This is a genomic window from Novosphingobium guangzhouense (assembly GCF_002896965.1).
GTDB lineage: Bacteria > Pseudomonadota > Alphaproteobacteria > Sphingomonadales > Sphingomonadaceae > Novosphingobium > Novosphingobium guangzhouense.
In genome coordinates this window covers 40,582-58,897 of sequence record NZ_LYMM01000073.1, presented here as the reverse complement: position 1 = coordinate 58,897, position 18,316 = coordinate 40,582, and the positions used below count along the sequence as shown (strand labels likewise).

General features: G+C 66.1%; 20 protein-coding genes and 2 tRNA genes. 9 read left to right on the top strand and 13 right to left on the bottom strand.

Features of this window, described 5'->3' with window-relative positions; genetic code table 11:
• Positions 1–48 precede the first annotated feature (48 nt).
• Positions 49–723 carry a response regulator transcription factor gene (locus tag A8V01_RS23060; protein WP_103098600.1) on the top strand — a complete coding sequence of 225 codons (675 nt, stop codon included), beginning with the start codon at positions 49–51 and terminating at the stop codon, positions 721–723.
• Between the two features lie 36 nt (positions 724–759).
• Here the strand turns inward: A8V01_RS23060 and A8V01_RS23055 are convergent, their stop codons facing one another.
• Together A8V01_RS23055 and A8V01_RS23050 are read right to left on the bottom strand one after the other, a co-directional pair.
• A complete protein-coding gene (locus tag A8V01_RS23055; protein WP_103098599.1) occupies positions 760–1,368 on the bottom strand; it encodes an LON peptidase substrate-binding domain-containing protein in 609 nt (202 codons plus the stop codon).
• 4 nt (positions 1,369–1,372) lie between these two features.
• Entirely contained in the window at positions 1,373–2,275 is a 903-nt protein-coding gene (locus A8V01_RS23050) for a tetratricopeptide repeat protein (RefSeq protein WP_103098598.1), read from the bottom strand.
• Positions 2,276–2,487: 212 nt separating this feature from the next.
• On the opposite strand from A8V01_RS23050, the gene A8V01_RS23045 reads away from it, so the two are divergent.
• The 3 genes from A8V01_RS23045 to A8V01_RS23035 all read left to right on the top strand — a co-directional run bounded on the left by A8V01_RS23045 (position 2,488) and on the right by A8V01_RS23035 (position 3,250).
• Positions 2,488–2,562: transfer RNA gene (locus A8V01_RS23045), tRNA-Gly, on the top strand.
• Between the two features lie 111 nt (positions 2,563–2,673).
• Complete coding sequence (locus tag A8V01_RS23040; protein WP_103098597.1) at positions 2,674–3,033, top strand: VanZ family protein; 360 nt, start codon at positions 2,674–2,676, stop codon at positions 3,031–3,033.
• A gap of 142 nt (positions 3,034–3,175) precedes the next feature.
• A tRNA-Gly gene (locus tag A8V01_RS23035) sits at positions 3,176–3,250 on the top strand.
• Positions 3,251–3,268: 18 nt separating this feature from the next.
• Here A8V01_RS23035 and A8V01_RS23030 read toward each other — a convergent pair.
• The 3 genes from A8V01_RS23030 to A8V01_RS23020 all read right to left on the bottom strand — a co-directional run bounded on the left by A8V01_RS23030 (position 3,269) and on the right by A8V01_RS23020 (position 6,065).
• A complete protein-coding gene (locus A8V01_RS23030) occupies positions 3,269–4,138 on the bottom strand; it encodes a class I SAM-dependent methyltransferase (RefSeq protein ID WP_103098596.1) in 870 nt (289 codons plus the stop codon).
• Between the two features lie 53 nt (positions 4,139–4,191).
• Positions 4,192–5,538 (bottom strand): TldD/PmbA family protein, encoded by a 1,347-nt coding sequence (locus tag A8V01_RS23025; RefSeq protein ID WP_103098595.1) that lies wholly within the window; start codon positions 5,536–5,538, stop codon positions 4,192–4,194.
• 83 nt (positions 5,539–5,621) lie between these two features.
• On the bottom strand, positions 5,622–6,065 hold the full coding sequence (locus tag A8V01_RS23020; protein WP_103098594.1) for a hypothetical protein: 444 nt from the start codon (positions 6,063–6,065) through the stop codon (positions 5,622–5,624).
• Positions 6,066–6,266: 201 nt separating this feature from the next.
• On the opposite strand from A8V01_RS23020, the gene lptB reads away from it, so the two are divergent.
• Together lptB and rpoN are read left to right on the top strand one after the other, a co-directional pair.
• Positions 6,267–7,052, top strand: a complete 786-nt coding sequence (gene lptB / locus A8V01_RS23015; RefSeq protein WP_103098593.1) for an LPS export ABC transporter ATP-binding protein — start codon at positions 6,267–6,269, stop codon at positions 7,050–7,052.
• Positions 7,053–7,078: 26 nt separating this feature from the next.
• Positions 7,079–8,593 carry an RNA polymerase factor sigma-54 gene (gene rpoN, locus A8V01_RS23010; protein ID WP_103098592.1) on the top strand — a complete coding sequence of 505 codons (1,515 nt, stop codon included), beginning with the start codon at positions 7,079–7,081 and terminating at the stop codon, positions 8,591–8,593.
• 99 nt (positions 8,594–8,692) lie between these two features.
• Here rpoN and dinB read toward each other — a convergent pair whose 3' ends face one another.
• Entirely contained in the window at positions 8,693–9,820 is a 1,128-nt protein-coding gene (gene dinB / locus A8V01_RS23005) for a DNA polymerase IV (protein ID WP_103098591.1), read from the bottom strand.
• A gap of 91 nt (positions 9,821–9,911) precedes the next feature.
• Here dinB and A8V01_RS23000 point away from each other — a divergent pair, with 91 nt between their 5' ends.
• Positions 9,912–11,177 (top strand): multidrug effflux MFS transporter, encoded by a 1,266-nt coding sequence (locus A8V01_RS23000; RefSeq protein ID WP_245892787.1) that lies wholly within the window; start codon positions 9,912–9,914, stop codon positions 11,175–11,177.
• A gap of 59 nt (positions 11,178–11,236) precedes the next feature.
• On the opposite strand, the gene A8V01_RS22995 is transcribed toward A8V01_RS23000, so the two are convergent.
• From A8V01_RS22995 to crtY, 6 genes are all read right to left on the bottom strand, one after another.
• A complete protein-coding gene (locus A8V01_RS22995; protein WP_103098589.1) occupies positions 11,237–11,383 on the bottom strand; it encodes a lmo0937 family membrane protein in 147 nt (48 codons plus the stop codon).
• A gap of 69 nt (positions 11,384–11,452) precedes the next feature.
• The gene (locus A8V01_RS22990) at positions 11,453–12,436 is read right to left on the bottom strand and encodes a phytoene/squalene synthase family protein (protein WP_245892786.1); all 984 of its coding nucleotides are present in this window, start codon (positions 12,434–12,436) and stop codon (positions 11,453–11,455) included.
• Positions 12,437–12,445: 9 nt separating this feature from the next.
• On the bottom strand, positions 12,446–13,039 hold the full coding sequence (locus A8V01_RS22985) for an LOG family protein (protein WP_103098588.1): 594 nt from the start codon (positions 13,037–13,039) through the stop codon (positions 12,446–12,448).
• Between the two features lies 1 nt (position 13,040).
• Positions 13,041–13,493 (bottom strand): hypothetical protein, encoded by a 453-nt coding sequence (locus A8V01_RS22980; RefSeq protein ID WP_103098587.1) that lies wholly within the window; start codon positions 13,491–13,493, stop codon positions 13,041–13,043.
• Positions 13,490–14,968, bottom strand: coding sequence for a phytoene desaturase (locus A8V01_RS22975; protein ID WP_103098586.1), 1,479 nt, complete (start codon positions 14,966–14,968; stop codon positions 13,490–13,492). Before A8V01_RS22975 ends, A8V01_RS22980 begins: the two co-directional genes overlap by 4 nt.
• Positions 14,965–16,197 (bottom strand): lycopene beta-cyclase CrtY, encoded by a 1,233-nt coding sequence (gene crtY, locus A8V01_RS22970; protein ID WP_103098585.1) that lies wholly within the window; start codon positions 16,195–16,197, stop codon positions 14,965–14,967. Before crtY ends, A8V01_RS22975 begins: the two co-directional genes overlap by 4 nt.
• A 74-nt stretch (positions 16,198–16,271) precedes the next feature.
• On the opposite strand from crtY, the gene A8V01_RS22965 reads away from it, so the two are divergent.
• Together A8V01_RS22965 and A8V01_RS22960 are read left to right on the top strand one after the other, a co-directional pair.
• On the top strand, positions 16,272–16,805 hold the full coding sequence (locus A8V01_RS22965; protein ID WP_103098773.1) for a GNAT family N-acetyltransferase: 534 nt from the start codon (positions 16,272–16,274) through the stop codon (positions 16,803–16,805).
• A gap of 68 nt (positions 16,806–16,873) precedes the next feature.
• Complete coding sequence (locus tag A8V01_RS22960) at positions 16,874–17,731, top strand: MipA/OmpV family protein (RefSeq protein ID WP_103098584.1); 858 nt, start codon at positions 16,874–16,876, stop codon at positions 17,729–17,731.
• On the opposite strand, the gene A8V01_RS22955 is transcribed toward A8V01_RS22960, so the two are convergent.
• Positions 17,728–18,312, bottom strand: coding sequence for a uracil-DNA glycosylase family protein (locus A8V01_RS22955; RefSeq protein WP_103098583.1), 585 nt, complete (start codon positions 18,310–18,312; stop codon positions 17,728–17,730). The two genes, A8V01_RS22960 and A8V01_RS22955, sit on opposite strands and share 4 nt — an antisense overlap.
• Between the last annotated feature and the right edge of the window lie 4 nt (positions 18,313–18,316).

Sequence of the window (18,316 nt, the reverse complement as noted above, 5' to 3'; positions counted from 1 at the left end):
CCGCCGTACCAAGGGGCAGACTATCTCGAAAAGGCGGACAACGGGGCGATGCGGCGGATCGACATTTTGCTGGCGAGCGAACTTTCGGGGGGGCTCGCGCCGTTTCGGCATGACCAGTTCGACGTGGTCCTGCATCGCTGGACGGACTTTGCGGAACTGCCGCTGATCGAGGGCGCCCTGTGGGTGTTCATCGACTGGGTACTGCCGGAAATGTCGGGGCTTGAACTGTGCCGCCGTCTGCGGGCCGACAGCCTGACCGCTCATGCCCACGTGACGATGGTGCTGGAAGAGGACAATCAGGAAGACCGCAAGCGTGCGCTGCGCATGGGGGCGGACGACTATATGGTCGGGCCGCTGACGCGCACCGGCCTGCTCGACCGCGTGCTGGGTGCCAATATCGGCGAACAGGACAGCGCGGGCATCCGCGTCGTCACGCAGGGCGAACTGATGGTGGACGTGGCCGCGTTCCAGGCGCGCTTTCAGGGCAAGCCGATATCGCTGATGCCTAACGAACTGCGCCTGCTGCGTTACTTCATCGAACACCCCGGCCGCGTGTTCAGCCGCACCCAGTTGATCTCGGCGCTGGGTAAACAGGAACCGCCGGTGGACGAGCGCACGGTGGACGTGTGGATCGGCCGCCTGCGTCGCGCGCTCAAGGGCGTGGGAGCGGGCAACCCGCTGCGCACGGTACGCTCGCTGGGGTACGTCTTCGACGCGGCCTGAGCCGTCAGCGGGAGGGGCGGAGAAGGGCCGCCCGCCTTATTGCAGGGTGGCCCCGTCCTCTTCACCGTCCCCGGCGCGGCCGAAGAACTGCATCAGCTGCACCAGCAGTTCGCACCTTGCGGACAGCCCGGTCGCTTCCAGCAGCGCCTGCTTGGCGGCGGGATCGAACGGGGCGATCTGCGAGACGCCGTTGATCAGCGACATGTCGTCCAGCCGCCCAACCTGATCCCAGTCGACCACGTATCCCTGCGCCTGTGCGAAGCGCTTTGCCTCGCGTTCGAAGCTGGCGCGTTCGATCGGGGCCAGCACTTCATCAGGTTCTTCCAGCAATTCTGCCTCGACCTGCCGGAACGGGGTGGTCACATCGAGTTCGCGCAGGATGCGGAAGCGCTGTTCGCCTTCAAGGATGATGTTGAAGCGGCCATCTTCCAGCGCCTCAACATCGCCGATGCGCCCCACGCATCCCACCGCGAAGAGGGGGGCGCCCTCCATCGCCTTCTGCGGCTGGATCATGCCGATCCGCCGATCGCGGGCGAGGGCGTCGCTCACCATCGCGCGGTAGCGCGGCTCGAAGATGTGGAGCGGCAGTTGCAGCCCCGGATAGAGCACCGCGCCGGTCAGCGGGAAGATGGTGATCCGCGCCAATGCCTCAGCCGAACAGCACGGTGGAGAGCTTGCGGCGGGTGGTCGAGACCCACGGGTCTTCCAGGCCGATCGCCTCGAAGATCTGCAGCAGCTTGGTACGCGCGGCGCCCTCGTTCCATTCGCGATCGGACGTGATCATGCGCAGGAGGGTATCGGCGGCGGCATCGCGCTCTCCGGCGGCGAAGGCGGCGCCGGCGAAGGCGAACTGCGCTTCCATGTCGGCGGGACGTTCTGCCGCGGCGGCGCGCAGGGCGGCAAGTTCGCTGTCTTCCGGCTTGTCCTTGGCCAGTGCAAGCATACCGCGCGCGCGTTCGACGTGGGGGTCGGTGGAGAGCGGTTCGCCCAGCGAATCGAGCACCTGTTCCGCCTCTTCGATCCGCCCGGCAGCCACGAAGGCGCGGACGAGGCCGCCCAGCACTTCGCCATTATCCGGCGCGACTTCGAGGATCTGCATGAAGATGCTGGCGGCGCGTTCGCCGTCGCCTTCGGCCAGCGCTTCGTCGCCCATGGCGATCAGGGGGACGAGATCGACCTGCGGCTCTGCGCCTTCGGGCTGTACGGGCAGCTTGGCCAGCAGCTGGTCCAGCATGCCCTTGAGCTGCGATTCGGTGCGCGCATTGGTCAGGTCCGCCACCGGCTGGCCCTGGAAGATCGCGTAGACCGTGGGGATCGACTGCACGCGGAACTGCGCGGCGATGAACTGTTCCTCATCGACGTTGACCTTGGCGAGCAGGACGCCCTTGTCGGCATATTCGGCGGCCACCTTTTCCAGCACCGGGGTCAGCGCCTTGCAGGGGCCGCACCATTCGGCCCAGAAGTCGAGGATCACCAGCTGGGTCATCGAAGGTTCGGCAACGGCCTTGCGGAACCGGTCCACTGCCTTCTGTTCGTCGAGGTTGAGACCCATGCTGGCCAAGATTCGTGCTCCGCTTGCGAAAAATCAGGCCCCTAGATTGGCCTTTCGCGCGCATTTGTGAAGGGATAATGCGCCAATTCGGCCCGTTTCCGAGGCGGTGGCAAAAAGTTTGCTTTTTGTGCTTGCCGCCCCGCCGAACCACTGCTAGTGCGCCGCCTCCACCCCGGACGGGCCGCTTTCGCAGCCTTTTCCGAAGCGCCAGAGCGGGCGTAGCTCAGGGGTAGAGCACAACCTTGCCAAGGTTGGGGTCGAGGGTTCGAATCCCTTCGCCCGCTCCAGTTTTCCCACATCGCGAAAACTTTTCCCTGCGGGGGCGGCGGTCATGTGGCGCGTGTTGCGGCGATCAGGTTTGATTTGAACTTGCTGCGTTGCACCACGATAGTGTCGCCATGCAAAACCTCTTTCGAATCCTGTTCTGGCTGGCGCTTGTCTTCGCAGTGACGATGGCCGTGCTGCCTCACCCGCCGCAACTTCCCGGCGGGCCGAGCGACAAGTTTCAGCACATGATGGCCTTTGCCACGCTGGCCGTGCTGGCGGCGCTGGGATACCCGCGCGTGCCCAGGATGGCCGTCGCGGCGGGACTGGTGCTGGTCGGTGCGGGGATCGAGGTGGTGCAGATGATTCCTTCTCTCAATCGCGACGCGGAGGTCATGGACCTTGTCGCCGATACTTTCGCCGTCCTCGTCGTGCTGGGCGCGGTCAGCCTGGCTTTGCGGCTTCGCCGTAATCGGCGAAGCGGCGGCCGGTAAAACGGGGCGGGTAAAACGGGCCGGGTAAAACGGGCCGGGTAAAAATTGTGTCATGAGGGCCTTGCAGACCTCGCGAACCGCTGCTAGTGGCCCCTCCACCCGGACGGAAGCGGCCACGCCGCACTGTCCCTTAAACGCCAGAGCGGGCGTAGCTCAGGGGTAGAGCACAACCTTGCCAAGGTTGGGGTCGAGGGTTCGAATCCCTTCGCCCGCTCCAGTTTGCGAACAGCACTCTCTACATATCCGGTCTTGTGTTCTGCGCGGTGACGATCCACGCGGCGCCGTCTATCATCACCGATCGTTCGCCGGGGCGTGACGCAAAGGCCATTCGCACCGCGTCGGCGGCGCGTGCCCGCAAGTGTTCCGGCTGGCCTTCCAGCACGCGCGACAGGGGGCCGACCTCGAAAGCCATGGCCAATGCATCTTCCACGGCTTCGGCCCGGTTCGCACCGGCACCGAAGGGAATGTCGTGGTCGAACGGGGTCAGGACGATGTCTGCAAAGCCCGCCTGCGTCAGTATAGCGCGGACGCGTTCGGGATCGCCGAAGGAAAACGGCCCCGGCGTTCCGGGAGCGGGCTGGGGAAGCGGCGGCACGATATCGCGCACTGCGCCCAGCGGCAGGCGAACCCAGTCGTTTTCCGCTGCCGCGCGCCAGCACACGAAGGCTACGCGTCCGCCAGGTTTCAGCGCCCGGCGCATCGTGGCGAAAGCGGCGGCGGGATCATCGAAGAACATCACCCCGAAGCGCGAGAACAGCAGGTCGTAGCCGGTTTCGGCAGGATCATGTTCGGCCGCATCACGCACCGTAAAGCGCAGGGGAGCACCTTGCGGCGTCAGGCTGCGGGCGCGGTCCACCAGCGCTTCGGAGATGTCCAGGCCCAGCACTTCGCCCGCGGCGCCGACGCGCCGTGCCAGTGCAAGGCTGCTGGCGCCCGCACCGCAGCCGATATCGAGCACCCGTTCGCCGGGGCTGGGCGCGGCAGCGGCCACGGCCGCTTCGCCGAAGACCGCCAGCATGGCGTCGAGCCGCTGCTGGTTGGCCACCCAGCGCGCGCCGCTATCGCCGTTCCAGTCCTTGACCTGATAGGCGTTGTGCTTGGACATGAGACCTCATTGTTGCGAATCAATCTCAACAATGAGGTCTTGGTAGCGCGAACTCAATCCCCGGCGATGGTCATTCCATCGATGCGCAGGGTCGGCACGTTGATCGCACGGTGCCATTCAAGGTCGTTGGCCGCCGTCAGGTGCGCGAACATAGACAGCAGGTTGCCCGCCACGGTGAACTCCGCCACCGGGCCGGCCAGTTGGCCATCGACGATGCGGAAGCCCGCCGCGCCGCGGCTGTAATCGCCGGTGACGCCGTTGACGCCCTGGCCGATCAGTTCGGTCACGTAGACCCCGTCCTTCACGTCCGCCATCAGTTCTGCGGGGGAAAGCGTTCCTGCCGCAAGGTGGACGTTGCCGGTCGAGACGCCGGGCGCGCCGCCGCCGTTGCGGGCGGCATGGCCGGTGGGCGCAAGGTTCAGTTGGCGGGCCGAGGCCGAATCGAGCAGCCAGCCGGTCAGGCGGCCGTCTTCCACGATGTTGCGGGCCGAAGTGGCCAGCCCTTCGCCGTCGAACGGGCGCGATCTCAGGCCGCGCGGGGTGTGCGGATCGTCGGCGATGACGATGCCGGGCGCGAAGATCTGCTCGCCCAGCTTTTCCAGCAGGAAGCTGGAGCGGCGGGCGATGGCGCTGCCGGTGATTGCGCCCAGCAGGTGGCCTACCAGCGAACTGGACACGCGCGGGTCGAAGATTACCGGCATGGCGCCGCTCTTCATCTTGCCCGAGCCGAGCTTGGCGACGGTGCGTGTCCCCGCAAGGCGGCCGATTTCGGCGGGCGAGGGCAGGTCGGCGTGGTGGTGGGCGCTGCGCCAGGCGTTGTCGCGCTGCTTGTCAGATCCTTCGCCGCCGACGACCGAGGCGCTCAGCGAATGGCTGGTCGATCCATAGGCGCCGGAAAAGCCGTGGCTGGTGGCAAGCGCGAAGACGCCTTGCCCGAAGCTGGCGGTTCCGCCGTCCGAATTGGTGATGCCCGAGATGGCGCGCGCCGCGTCCTCTGCCTCCAGCGCGGCGGCGCGCAGGGCTTCGGGGCTGGGTTCGTGCGCATCGATCAGGTCAAGTTCGGGCCAGGGGCCGCGCGTCAGCAGTTCTTGGGGGGCAAGGCCGGCATAGGCGTCTTCCGGCGCGGCGCGGGCCATGTCGATGGCGCGGGCTGCCAGTTCGTCCAGCGCGGCGGGGGTAAGGTCGGACGATCCGATGCTGGCCGAACGCCTGCCCACGAACACGCGCAGGGCGATATGCTCGCTCTCGGACCGCTCCACGTCCTCCAGCTTGCCGAGGCGGACCTGGATGCCTTCGGAAGAACTGGCGCCATAGACCGCATCTGCGGTTTCGGCCCCGGCGCGTCGGGCGCGCTCCACAAGGTCAAGCGCGCGGTCCCTTGCCTGATCCGGACTGAGCATGGCCTGTAAAACTCCCGATAAAAAGCCGATATTGCGGCCATGCCCTAGTCGCGGCGGTGGCGAAGGGCAAACGGGAGTTTCGTTCAGGCGAAGAGCAGGGCCAGCCCCTTGAACAGCGCGGTGAGGGCAAAGGGCAGGCCGATCGCCAGCAGCCACAGCGCCAGACGGTCCCGCCGGTAATAGGGGGCAAGCGCGGGGTCGTGCGCCTGTTCGTCAGTCAGCCGGTTCCAGCGCGATTCGAAACGGCGGCAGGCGGGGATGATGGCGACGACGAGGATCACCAGCGCGAAATAGGGCAGCAGAGAGCCGCCATGCGCCTTGAGCGCGCCGATCGTCACGAAGATCTGCAGTGCGGTGTAGACGAGCAGCGCGTAGGCGATGTGATCGCTCATCTTGCGGCGCCAGTCGCTGGCGGCCGACGTCGATGCCGACACCGGCGCAGCGTAGGATCCCGAGTGCGACGGCTCGGGCTGGGAACTGGAACCTCGCACCGGCTGGTGCGCTGCATGGTCCGTCATCCTGTCCATCAGGGCGATTCTCCTCGTCCTCTTTATCCACTGACTACATCACTGAAAGACGTTCATGGCAAGTTCAGTTCCATTTTCCGCAAGTGCGAAGGGCGGGGTATCCCGATTTTCTGCGAGTCATGCACGAAACCTGCCAAGTGGGTCGCCTAAGCGGAAATGCCGTCTTGCGGGGGTGTGCCTGCCTGCGGTAAGTGCCCGGCAATGACGGCAGAACTTCAGCAGGATCACGGCCCCGCAGCCACCGACTCCGAACTTCTGGCGGAGCGTGGCGGCCTTGAGGTCATCTCCATCGCCAAAAGCTACGACAAGCGCGCGGTGCTTACCGATATCTCGCTTTCGGTGGCCAAGGGCGAAGTGCTGGGCCTGCTTGGCCCGAACGGCGCGGGCAAGACGACGTGCTTCTATTCGATCATGGGGCTGGTCCGGCCGGATTCGGGGCGCATCCTGATGGACGGCGTCGACGTTACCCGCCTGCCGATGTACCGCCGCGCGATCCTTGGCCTTGGCTATCTGCCGCAGGAAACCTCGATCTTCCGGGGCCTGACGGTGGAACAGAACATCGGCGCCGTGCTTGAACTGAATGAGCCGGACCGCGATCTGCGGCAGGCGGAACTGGATCGGCTGCTTGACGAATTCGGCCTTACGCGGCTGCGCTCCAGCCCGGCGATGGCGCTTTCGGGCGGCGAACGCCGGCGTTGTGAAATTGCCCGCGCGCTGGCGGCCAAGCCTTCGATCATGCTGCTGGACGAACCGTTCGCGGGCATCGATCCGCTGTCGATCTCGGACATCCGCCATCTGGTCAAAGACCTGAAAACGCGCGGGATCGGGGTGCTGATCACCGACCATAACGTGCGTGAAACGCTGGATATCGTCGACCGCGCCTGCATCATCTACGGCGGGCAGGTGCTCTTCGCAGGCAGCCCCGAAGCACTGGTGGCGGACGAGAACGTGCGGCGTCTCTACCTGGGTGAAGGCTTCACGCTGTGAGGCAGCCCTTCTCGGGGCGCTGATCCATGGCTCTGGGGCCACGCCTGGATCTCAGGCAGAGCCAGTCGCTGGTGATGACGCCGCAGCTTCAGCAGGCGATCAAGCTGCTGGCGCTGTCCAATCTTGAGATCGAAACCTTCATCGGCGAAGCGCTCGACGGCAATCCGCTGCTCGATGTAGGCGCTCAGGGCCCCGCCCCGGCGACAGAGGCTGTAGAGGCACCTGCGCAAGCGCGCTCCACGGCTCTGGAAAGTTCCGGCGTCGACCGCCTGATCGGAGAGGGGCGCGGGGCGGACGATCGGCCGCTGGATATCGATGCCTCCTCGCTCGATCGCGATCGCGATACCGGCGACGGCGCCGTGCGCGACGATGGATGGGGCGCGGACTTGCGGCTGGCCGCTGCGGGCGGGGGCGAGGACGGCCCCGGCATCGATGATCGCCCCGCGCTGGACGGCACCTTGTCCGAACATCTGGAGGCGCAGGTCGGTGCGGCATCGCGCGATCCGTTTACCGAGGGCGTGGCGCGCTACATCATCGGCCAGCTGGACGAGGCGGGATACCTGCCCGTGCCGCTTGCCGAACTGGCGGGCGATCTGGGCGTGGGCCCCGGCGAGATGGAAGAGGCGCTGGCGCTCGTCCAGTCGCTCGACCCGACGGGCGTGGGCGCGCGATCGTTGTCGGAATGCATCGCCCTGCAGGCGCGCGAGGCGGATCGCTATGACCCGCTGATGGCGAAGTTGATCGACAACCTCGATCTGCTGGCGCGCGGCGACCTTGCCCGCCTCAAGCGCATCTGCGGGGTGGATGACGAGGATTTCGCCGATATGCTGGCCGAACTGCGCGGCTACGATCCCAAGCCCGGCCTGCGTTTCGGCGGGGAGCCGAGCGGCGCGGTGACGCCCGATATCCTTGTAACGCCCGGCGCCGACGGCGGCTGGTCCATCGCGCTCAATCAGGCGACGCTGCCGCGCCTGATCGTCAATCGCGGCTACTACGTCGAACTCAAGGGCGAGTGCGACGACAAGGCATCGCGCGCGTGGCTGTCTGACAAGCTGGCCGACGCGAACTGGCTGATCAAGGCGCTGGACCAGCGCCAGAAGACGATCCTGAAGGTTGCCGCAGAACTTGTGAAGCAGCAGGACGGGTTCTTCCGCCACGGCGTTGCGCACCTTCGCCCGCTGACGCTGCGGGCGGTGGCGGAAGCGATCGGCATGCACGAATCGACCGTCAGCCGCGTCACCTCGAACAAGTTCCTCAACTGCCCGCGCGGCACTTACGAACTGAAATACTTCTTCAGCTCCGGCGTCGCCTCCGCCGATGGAGAGGGCGGGGCTTCGGCCGAAGCGGTCAAGGCGGCGATCCGGCAACTGATCGATGCCGAAGATCCCAAGGCGATCCTTTCCGACGATGCGCTGGTGGATCTGCTGAAGGGCAAGGGCTTCGAACTCGCCCGGCGCACCGTGGCCAAGTACCGCGAGGCGATCGGGCTGGGCAGTTCGGTGCAGCGCCGCCGGCAGAAAGCAATTTCGGCGGGAAGATAAGGCGCAAGGCTGGAACTTGCGGCCGCATTGCACGTTTCAGGTGTGTGTCCCCGGTCAAGGGCGGCTCCCCCGCGGGAGCCGCCCTTCCATTTTTACTCCTTACAGCAGCGACAACTGGCCATCCTTTGCGGGGCGGGCGTGCTCCTCGCGCTGCTCCAGCGCCGAAAGCGTCAGGCCCATCAGGCGGATCGGCTGGGGCAGGGGCAGGTGGTCTTCCAGAAGCGCGTGGCCGATCACGGCGAATTCGGCCTTGTCCGCCACGAAATGGTGGAGCGAGCGGGCGCGGGTAAGGGTCTGGAAATCGGCATAGCGCAGCTTCATCGTCACCGTGCGCCCGCGCGCGCCGGACCGTTCGATGCGTTCCCATACCACGTCGACGATGTGGTCCATCGTTTCGCGCAAGGTCACCGGATCGTCGATGTTCTCGAAGAAGGTGCGTTCGCCGCCCACCGACTTGCGCGGCCGGTCGGCGCGGACCTGGCGCAAGTCCACGCCGCGTGCGGCACGGAACAGGTATTCGGCGAAACTGCCGAAGTTGGCGCGCAGAAAGGCCAGATCCTTGCGCGCAAGATCGGCGCCCGTCTCTATGCCAAGGCGCGCCATCTTCTCCGCCCCGCGCGGGCCGACGCCGTGAAAGCGCCGCACCGGCAGCCCCGCCACGAACTGCGCCCCCTCGCCGGGGCGGATGACGCACAGGCCGTCCGGCTTGTTCTGGTCGCTGGCCAGCTTGGCGAGGAACTTGTTGTAGGACACCCCGGCGCTGGCGGTCAGCTGCGTGTCGGCCTTGATCCGGCGGCGGATTTCCTGCGCAATGCGGGTGGCAGAGCCGATGCCTTTGAGGTCTGCGGTAACGTCAAGGTACGCCTCGTCGAGCGACAGCGGTTCGACGTGGGGCGTATAGTCGAGGAAGATCGCGCGGATCTGCTGGCTGACTTCGCGGTACACCTCGAAGCGGGGCTTGCGGAACACCAGATCGGGGCACAGCCGCACCGCACGGGAGGACGGCATGGCCGAGCGGACACCGAACTTGCGCGCTTCATAACTCGCCGCCGCCACCACGCCGCGCCCTGAAGATCCGCCCACCGCAACGGGCAGCCCGCGGATCGAGGGATCGTCGCGCTGTTCGACGCTGGCATAGAAGGCATCCATGTCGACGTGGATGATCTTGCGCAGGCCGTCGGCCTCGTCCTCCCGCGATCCGGGGTGCTGATCGTCCTGCGAAAACATGAAACATCATATAGGCCGGATGCGGCGGAATGCGCCATGGCCAGCTGATTTTCGCTGGCCAACCCCGTGCAACTGCGCCATGCGCAAGCGCATGACTTCCCCCGCACCCCGTCCCGACAAGTTCCCTATGGGGGAGCTTGAATTCGTCGTCATGATGGCATCGTTCCAGGCGCTTCAGGCGCTGGCGATCGACGTCATGCTGCCTGCGCTGGGTGCGATCAGCACGGACCTGCGGCTGACCGACCCCAACCAGCGGCAGCTGATTGTCGGCGTGTTCCTGATCTGCTCGGGACTGGGATCGCTGTTTCCGGGGGCGCTGGCGGACCGTTTCGGGCGTCGTCCGGTGGTGCTGACGGCGATCACGTCCTACGTGCTGCTGTCCATGGTCTGTGCGGTTTCGGCCAGTTTCGAACTGCTGCTGATCGCGCGCGGGGTGATGGGCTTCGTCACTTCCGCGATGATCGTCATGCCGATGACGATCCTGCGCGACCGGTTCGAAGGCGATCGCATGGCGCGCAGCCAGTCGCTGATCGCGATGACTTTCATGGTCGTGCCGATGATCGCGCCGATGCTGGGGCAGACGGTGCTGCTGTTTGCAGGGTGGCGCTGGATCTTCGGGATCATGGGCGGGCTGGCGGCCTGCGTGTTCATCTGGGCCTGGGTACGCCTGCCCGAAACGCTGCACCCCGATTTCCGCCAGCCGGTGCGCCTAGGCGTGATCGCGGGGAACATGGGGCTGGCGCTGAAGGAGCGCGCGTCCTTCGGCTACTTCCTGGGCGCGGCTTTCGTGCAGGGCGCGCTGTTCGGCTACATCAACAGCGCGCAGCAGCTCGTGGGCGAACATTTCGGGGCGGGCACGATGTTCCCGGTGATCTTCGGCTGCATGGCGCTGGTGATGGCCTGCACCAACTTCGCCAATGCCCGCATCGTCGAGCGGTTCGGCGCGCGGCGCGTGTCGCATGCAGCGCTGCTGGGCTACATCGCGCTGGGCGCGATCCATCTGGCGCTGGCGATGCGGGGAGAGGGGCTGTGGACCTTCCTGCCGCTGATGACGCTGTCGATGTGCATGCTCAGCTTCATCGGTTCGAACTTCCAGGCGATTTCGCTGCAGCCCTTCGCGCGGATCGCGGGGGCAGCGGCGTCGGTGATGGCGTTCGTGCGGATGGTGCTGGGGGCGACGCTGGGTTCGCTGATCGGGCAGGCCTACGACGGCACCGCGCGGCCGATCATGGCAGCCATGGTAATGTGCGGCGGCATCGCGCTGGTGCTGGTGCTCTATTCCGAGCGGGGACGGCTGTTCCGCCGTCTGAACCCGCCCGAATTCTACCGCAATGCGCCCCCGCCCGTCAGTCATTGAGATTCAGGCACTGAGTTTCAGGCACTGATGACGGCGGGAGCGACGCGGCCGGGGTTAAACTAGGCTCTGCGGCCGCGGAACAGCTGCACGAGGCCGACGACGATGGCGATCACCAGCAGCAGGTGGATCAGCGCGCCCGAAACCTTGAAGACCACCAGCCCGAGCAGCCAGAGCACGACGAGAATGGCGGCGATGGTGAATAGCATGGATGTTGCTCCCGAAAGATGTGTGCGGGAGTAACGCCGGGCTCTGCGGATTTGTTTCCGGGATATTGCTTAGAGGCGCGCTGCCAGTTCGCGGCGGGAGCGTTCAGGCACCGGCGCAGGAGCGGGATCGCGCCGGGCCTCGAAGAAGGCACAGGCGATCAGGCGCAGCTTTTGCGGCATGCTCACCCGCGCGCGGTGGTCCCAGGCATGGGCGCCAAGCCGCTCCACTTCGCGCGCGATGCCGCCGTATATGCCGGCCGCCGAAAGCACCGCCCAGCGCTGGCGGAAGGCCAGCCGCGCCGCGCCGACGCGGGCTGAGGCTTCGTACTGGCGGGCCAGGGCGCAGGCACGGGCGACCTGGGGGACAAGGGCACGGCGATAGTGGGGCTTGGTGATTTCGCCGGGGGGGATGTCGGCCTCCACCAGCCATTCGACCGGCAGATAGCAGCGCCCGTTGGCGTCATCTTCCCAAACGTCGCGCACGATGTTGGCAAGCTGGAAGGCGATGCCAAGGTCGCAGGCGCGGTCGAGCGTGTCTTCGTCGTCGGCGGGAACCCCCATCACGGCGGCCATCATCACCCCCACCGCGCCTGCCACGTGGTAGCAGTAGCGCAGCATGTCCGCTTCTGTGCGCGGCCGCCATTCGGCGGCGTCGAGCGCGAAACCGGCCAGCACGTCCTCCACCATGGCGGGGGTGACGGGCGTTTCGCGCATCAGCTGGCCCAGCGCATCGAAAGCGGGCGACCCGGTTGCCTCCCCGGCCATCGCCAGTTCGGTCAGGGTGCGGATCGTGGCAAGGCGCGATTCGGGATCGAGCTTGCCGGGCGTGGAAATGCCTCCATGGTCCTGCTCGTCCGCGATATCGTCGCAGGCGCGGCACCACGCGTAGAGCAGCCACACGCGTTCGCGGGTTTCGCGATCGAACAGGCGGCTGGCGGCGGCGAAGCTTTTCGACCCGCGCCGGATGGACTCATGCGCCTCGGCGACGAGGGCGGATCGCCGTGCGCGATCACCCTCGCGCACGACGGTCTCCAGAAGGTTCTCAGTCGCCAACTGTGAAGCTCACAGCGTATTCGGGTCCATGTTGACGATCGGCACGATCGGCTGGTGCGCGTGCATCCGGTCGAGCAGCGGGGCCAGTTCGGTGTCGGCCAGCAGGATGCCCTGATGTGCCGGGCGCACGAAGCCGACTTCGGCCATGTGGCGGTTGAAGGCCAGCAGCCCATCGTAGAACCCGAAGGCGTTGAGCACGCCGACCGGCTTGTTGTGATAGCCCAGCTGCGCCCAGCTTACCGCCTCCCACAGTTCGTCCATGGTGCCCACGCCGCCGGGCAGGACCAGGAAGCCGTCGGACAGTTCGGTGAAGGCTGCCTTGCGTTCGTGCATGGTCTTCACGATCGTCAGTTCGCAATCGTAGTTGGCGACTTCTCCGCCCTTGCCGTCCTTGCCGGTCAGCGCTTCGGGGATGACGCCGATGCATTCGCCGCCCGCCGCCAGTGCGGCACCGGCGACGGCACCCATCAGGCCAAGGCGACCGCCGCCATAGACGACGCCGATGCCCTGCGTGGCCAGCGCGGTGCCGACGTCTGCGGCCAGCTGGACGTAGCGGGGATCGGCGGGAGTGGCGGAGCCGCAGTAGACGGCGAGACGCTTCATGTCAGTCAACTACCTTGATGTTTACCAGCGCGCCTTCGGGAAGATCGCGCGTCTGGCGGGCGAGATCACCCGTGATTTGGATGAGGCGGACGAAATCGATCCGCACCAGATTTTCGTGAGCATAATCCCCGGCGACGAGCGCCTGCGGGGTGAGGCTGTAGACCTCGCCCAATGCGGGTGCCCCTAGCCGCTTTGCCGCCGCATCGACAAGGGCATCGGCGCGCCAGATCGCCTGCGTTTCGTCGCGCGCCAGATAAGCCTTGGCCTCCGCTTCGGTGCCAAGGCGGGTGACTTCGCCCAGATCGGGATCGACGTAGTGGAACGCGCCCGTATCGTCGGTGACCAGCATGTGGCCCATCAGGCTGTGCGCGACCATTTCGGCAAACCGCACCCCGGCCCAGCCCCATGCGGCGTTGAGGGCGTGGATTTCCCTGCCTTTGCCGGCCCGGCTCACTTGAGATCTTCCAGCATCAGCTTTGCAGTGGCCTTGGCGCTGCCGACGACGCCGGGAATCCCCGCGCCCGGATGGGTGCCTGCACCGACGAGGTACAGGTTCTTCAGCTTGTCGTCGCGGTTGTGGCCGCGGAAGAACGCGCTCTGCGTCAGGATCGGTTCAAGGCTGAAGGCATTGCCCTTCCACGCGCCAAGGTCCGTCTCGAAATCGGGCGGGGCATAGTGGAAGCGGGTGACGATGCGGTCCTCGATGTCGGGGATCAGGCGGCGGCCGACTTCGGCGATGACCCGCTGCTCCAGAACCGGGCCGACTTCTGCCCAGTCGATCGGCAGCTTGCCCATGTTGGCGACGGGGACGAGCGCGTAGAACGTGCTCTTGCCCGGCGGCGCCATCGACGGATCGGTGACGGTGGGATGGTGGAGGTAGATCGAGAAATCGCGCGGCAGCACGCCATGCTCGAAGATATCTTCAAGCAGGCCCTTGTAGCGCGGTCCGAACAGGATCGAATGGTGCGGGATGCCGGGCCATGTGCCCTCCAGCCCGAAATGGACCACGAACAGGCTGGGCGAGAAGCGCTTTTTCGCAAGGCTTTTGGCCATGTCGCTGCCGCGGGGGGTATCGCCCAGCAGGGTGGCGTATGTATGCATGAGATCACCGTTGGAGGCGACCGCATCGAAGCGTTCGCGCCAGCCGCTTTCGCATTCCACTTCGGTCACCCGGTCACCGATGGTGTGGACCTGCCGCACCTTGTCGCCCACCCGCAGCGTGCCGCCAAGGCGTTCGAACAGGTTCGCCATGCCCTGCGCCAGCTTGTTGGTCCCGCCCCTGGTCCACCATACGCCACCGTCCTTTTCCAGCTTGTGGATCAGGGCGTAGATCGCGCTGGTGGTCATCGGATTGCCGCCCACCAGCAGGGTGTGGAACGAGAGCGCCTGGCGCAGATGCTCGTCCTTAACGTAGTGCGAAACCATCGAATAGACCGAACGCCACGCCTGATAACGGGCCAGCGCCGGGGCGGCCTTGATCATGCTGGAAAAGTCGAGAAACGCTTCGTGCCCCAGCTTGACGTAGCCTTCCTGCCAGACCCCGGCGGCGTAGCGCTCGAATTCCTCGTACCCGGCAAGGTCGCCCGGCGCGACGCGGGCGATTTCGCGGCGCAGCAGGCCCTCGTCGTTCGAATAGTCGAACGTCACGCCGTCGGTCCAGTTGAGGCGGTAGAACGGCATGACCGGCATCAGCGTCACGTCATCGGCGATGTCGTGGCCTGAAAGCTTCCACAGCTCGCGCAGGCATTCCGGGTCGGTGACCACGGTGGGGCCGGCGTCGAACGTGAAACCGTCGCGCGTCCACGAATAGGCGCGGCCGCCCACCTTGTCGCGCGCTTCGACCAGCGTGGTGGCGATGCCCGCGCTTTGCAGGCGAACCGCAAGGGCAAGGCCGCCGAATCCGGCGCCGATGACGCAGGCCCGCTTCATGATACGGCTCCAAGGTCAGCCGCTCCGAGGTCAGGCGCCCCAAGGTCAGCCAGGACACGCCCGCGCCCGGTCAGGCTGGCCAGCGCGGCAGCCACCGGCACCGGCGGCTTTCCGGCCAGCACCCGCGCCATGTCGAGCGGCGTCGACTGGCCTGCGTAGAAGCGTTCGACCAGTGCTTCGGGCAGGGTGTAGAAGCGCGCAAGCATGCGCCAGCGCTCCGGCCCGGCGGCCGCGCCGAAGAGCATACGGCTCAACATTCGATAGAAGCGCCCCTGGCGCCAGTGCTGTGCGGCCCTGTCATGACTTGTCCTCAATAGGGCGGAGCCTGAGAGATTGTCGAGGCTGCTCAGGTAAAGTGCAAATCTTACCGCATCGGGAATCGAGTAGGATGTCAGCGGGTGGCACAGCGCGGCGCGGGTTCCGGCGCGCGGCAGGGCGCCGCCTTCGCGCCAGAACGCCTCGAAATCCCCTTCCGCGATGACCGGCAGTACGCCGGTTTCCTCGTAGGCGACGTTGTCCACCTGCCAGCCCTGCGACCGCGCATAGTCCACGATGCGGGCGCGCAGGGCGGCAAGGTCCAGCGCGGGGCCGTCCGAATAATACGTGTCCTCGACGAAGACCTCGGTGGCGGAGAAGGGCAGGCAGTAGACGAAGCGGTAGCCGTCGATCTGCTCCACGGCGGCGTCCATCACCACCGGGCGCGTCAGTCCATGGGGTACGGCAAGGCGCAGCGACTGGCCGACGAACTTCTGCCAGCCGCCTGCCATGTGCGGCATCCCCCGGCTGCCCCTTGCGTCGATCACGGCCCCGGCGGTGAAGCGGCGACCGTCCTTCAGGGTGAGGCTGGTGGCTTCGGCGTGCTCCACTTCGGCGCCGGTGAAGATGTGCCGAGCGGGCAGGGCGGCGCGCACCGCCTCGTCAAGCCTGGCGCCCGTTGCGCTGCGGTAGGGCGTCTTCAGGTGCCGTTGTGCGCCGGGAAAGCGCACGTCGTAGCCGCTGTCCCAGCGGGCGGCGATAATCGGGTCCAGCAGAGCCTCTGCGCCGTCGGGCAGGTCGCTGGCGAAGAAGGACCACACGTGATTGCCGCCAAGGTGTTGGCCGCGCTCGAATATAGCGACGCGCAAGTCCGGTCGTCGAGCCGCGAAGGCAAGCGCAATCAGTCCTCCGGCAAGCCCCCCACCGAGTATCGAGAGGTTGAAATGGGGCGGATCGGCGGATTTTTGCTGCATCGCGGCGCTGTTTAGGCATTGCGAACGATTGCTGCAACTTGGCAGGCCGCTCTCTTTACTGCATGCTCGTGACGATGACAGGGCAATTGACCGTTTGCGACGCCGCACCGGGGGATGCGGCCGCAATAGCCGAAATTTACGCGCATTACGTGCTGGAAAGCACGGCGACGTTCGAAACCGACCCACCGGATGCGGCGGAATCGGAGCGGAGGATGCGCGAGCTTATCAAGGGTGGCTATCCTTTCCTTGTCACGCGCGACGATGACGGCCGCGTGCTGGCCTTCGGTTTCGCGCAGCGGTATGGCCCGCGCGCGGGCTATCTGTACAGTGTCGAGACGACGATCTACGTCTGTCAGGGCAGCCTGAACCGGGGGATCGGCAGCGCTCTGCTGCAGGCGCTGCTGGGGGAATGCGAGAAGCGCGGCTTCCGGCAGGCTTTCGCCGTCATTGCCGCGTCTGAGCCGGCATCGGTCGTCCTGCATGCCCGCGCGGGGTTCCTGCCGGTCGGCACGCTGACGGCGGCGGGCTGGAAACACGGTCAGTGGATCGATGTTTTCCTGATGCAGCGCCGCCTTGGGGACGGTAACGAAACCCTGCCCGCATCCTGAAGTCATATCGATCTGGCAACCCTGCCTGATGAAATGCGTTGGTCCTCAAAGCATTCTTGAGGGCTTCTATGTATTTACGCGCAGTTTTCCAGGTTTCGGCCGCAGGCGCCGTGCTGCTTTCCACCCCGGTTTTCGCGCAGGAAGCCCCATCCTCGCAGCCGACGGAGAACGTTCTGGACGGCGATTATCTGACGGTCGGCGTTGGTGGGGTCTATGTGCCCAGCTATCGCGGTTCGGACGATTATGTGCTCTCTCCGGTGCCGCTTGTGAAAGGGCATTTCAAGGGCGTGGACATAAACCCGCGCGTTGCAGGCGTGGCGCTGGATTTCATCCCGGATAGCAGGAATTCGGGCCTGGGCTTTTCGCTCGGCCCTGTTGCGACCGTATCGTTCAACCGCAATCGGCGCATCAAGGACGATGTCGTTCGCGCGGCGGGCAAGCTTGATCCGGCGATCGAGGTCGGCGTCACTGCGGGCGTGACCAAGTACAAGGTGCTCCACGATTTCGATTCGCTGACGCTGTCCTCCGACGTGAAGTGGGATGTGAACGGGGCGCACAAGGGCATGACCTGGTCCCCCGCGATCAGTTACACCACGCCGCTCAGCCCGGCGCTGATAACCGTGGTTGCGGTCAGTGCCCGTCATGTTGATGACGATTTCGCGCGCTATTATTACTCGGTGAACCCGGCGCAGAGCACGGCAAGCGGCTTGCCGCGCTTCGATGCCAAGGGCGGCTGGGACAGCGTGAATACCTCGCTGCTGATGGCCTATGACCTTTCTGGCGATGTGCGGGACGGGGGCCTTTCGGTGTTCGGCGTGGCCAACTATTCGCGCATGTTGAACGACGGCAAGCGCACGCCGTTCACCGCATTGCGCGGCGATGCCAACCAGTGGGTCGTAGGGGCAGGCGTGGCCTACACGTTCTAGGCGATTGCCTCCGACACCCGGCGGCGCAGGTCTGGCAGCACTTCCGCTTCAAACCACGGGTGCTTCGCCATCCATAGCCGACTGCGCCAGGCCGGGTGCGGCAGGGGAAACAGACCATTCGGCGCTTCCCGCCATTGCCTTACCGTTTCGGTAAGGTTGGGCGCGAAGCGGCGCGGCAGATAGCGCTTCTGCGCATATTGCCCGACCAGCAGCGTCAGCCGCACGTTGGGCAGCAGGGCCAGCAGCGGGGCGTGCCAGCGCGGGGCGCATTCGGGGCGGGGTGGCTTGTCGCCGCCCTCCGCCTTGCCCGGATAGCAGAAGCCCGAAGGCATCTGCGCGACCCTTGCGGTGTCGTAGAATGCCGCCTTGCCGAGCCCCAGCCAGCCGCGCAGACGATCGCCGCTGTCGTCGTCCCAGCCGATGCCGCTGGCGTGGACCTTGCTGCCCGGCGCCTGCCCGATGATCAGCAGGCGGGCCGATGGGCTGGCCGCAACGAAAGGGCGAGGTTCGAAACCAAGCCCCTTTTCACAAATGCGGCAGGCGCGAATCTCATCCAGCAGCGTGTCGAGCGACCCGGCCATCGGC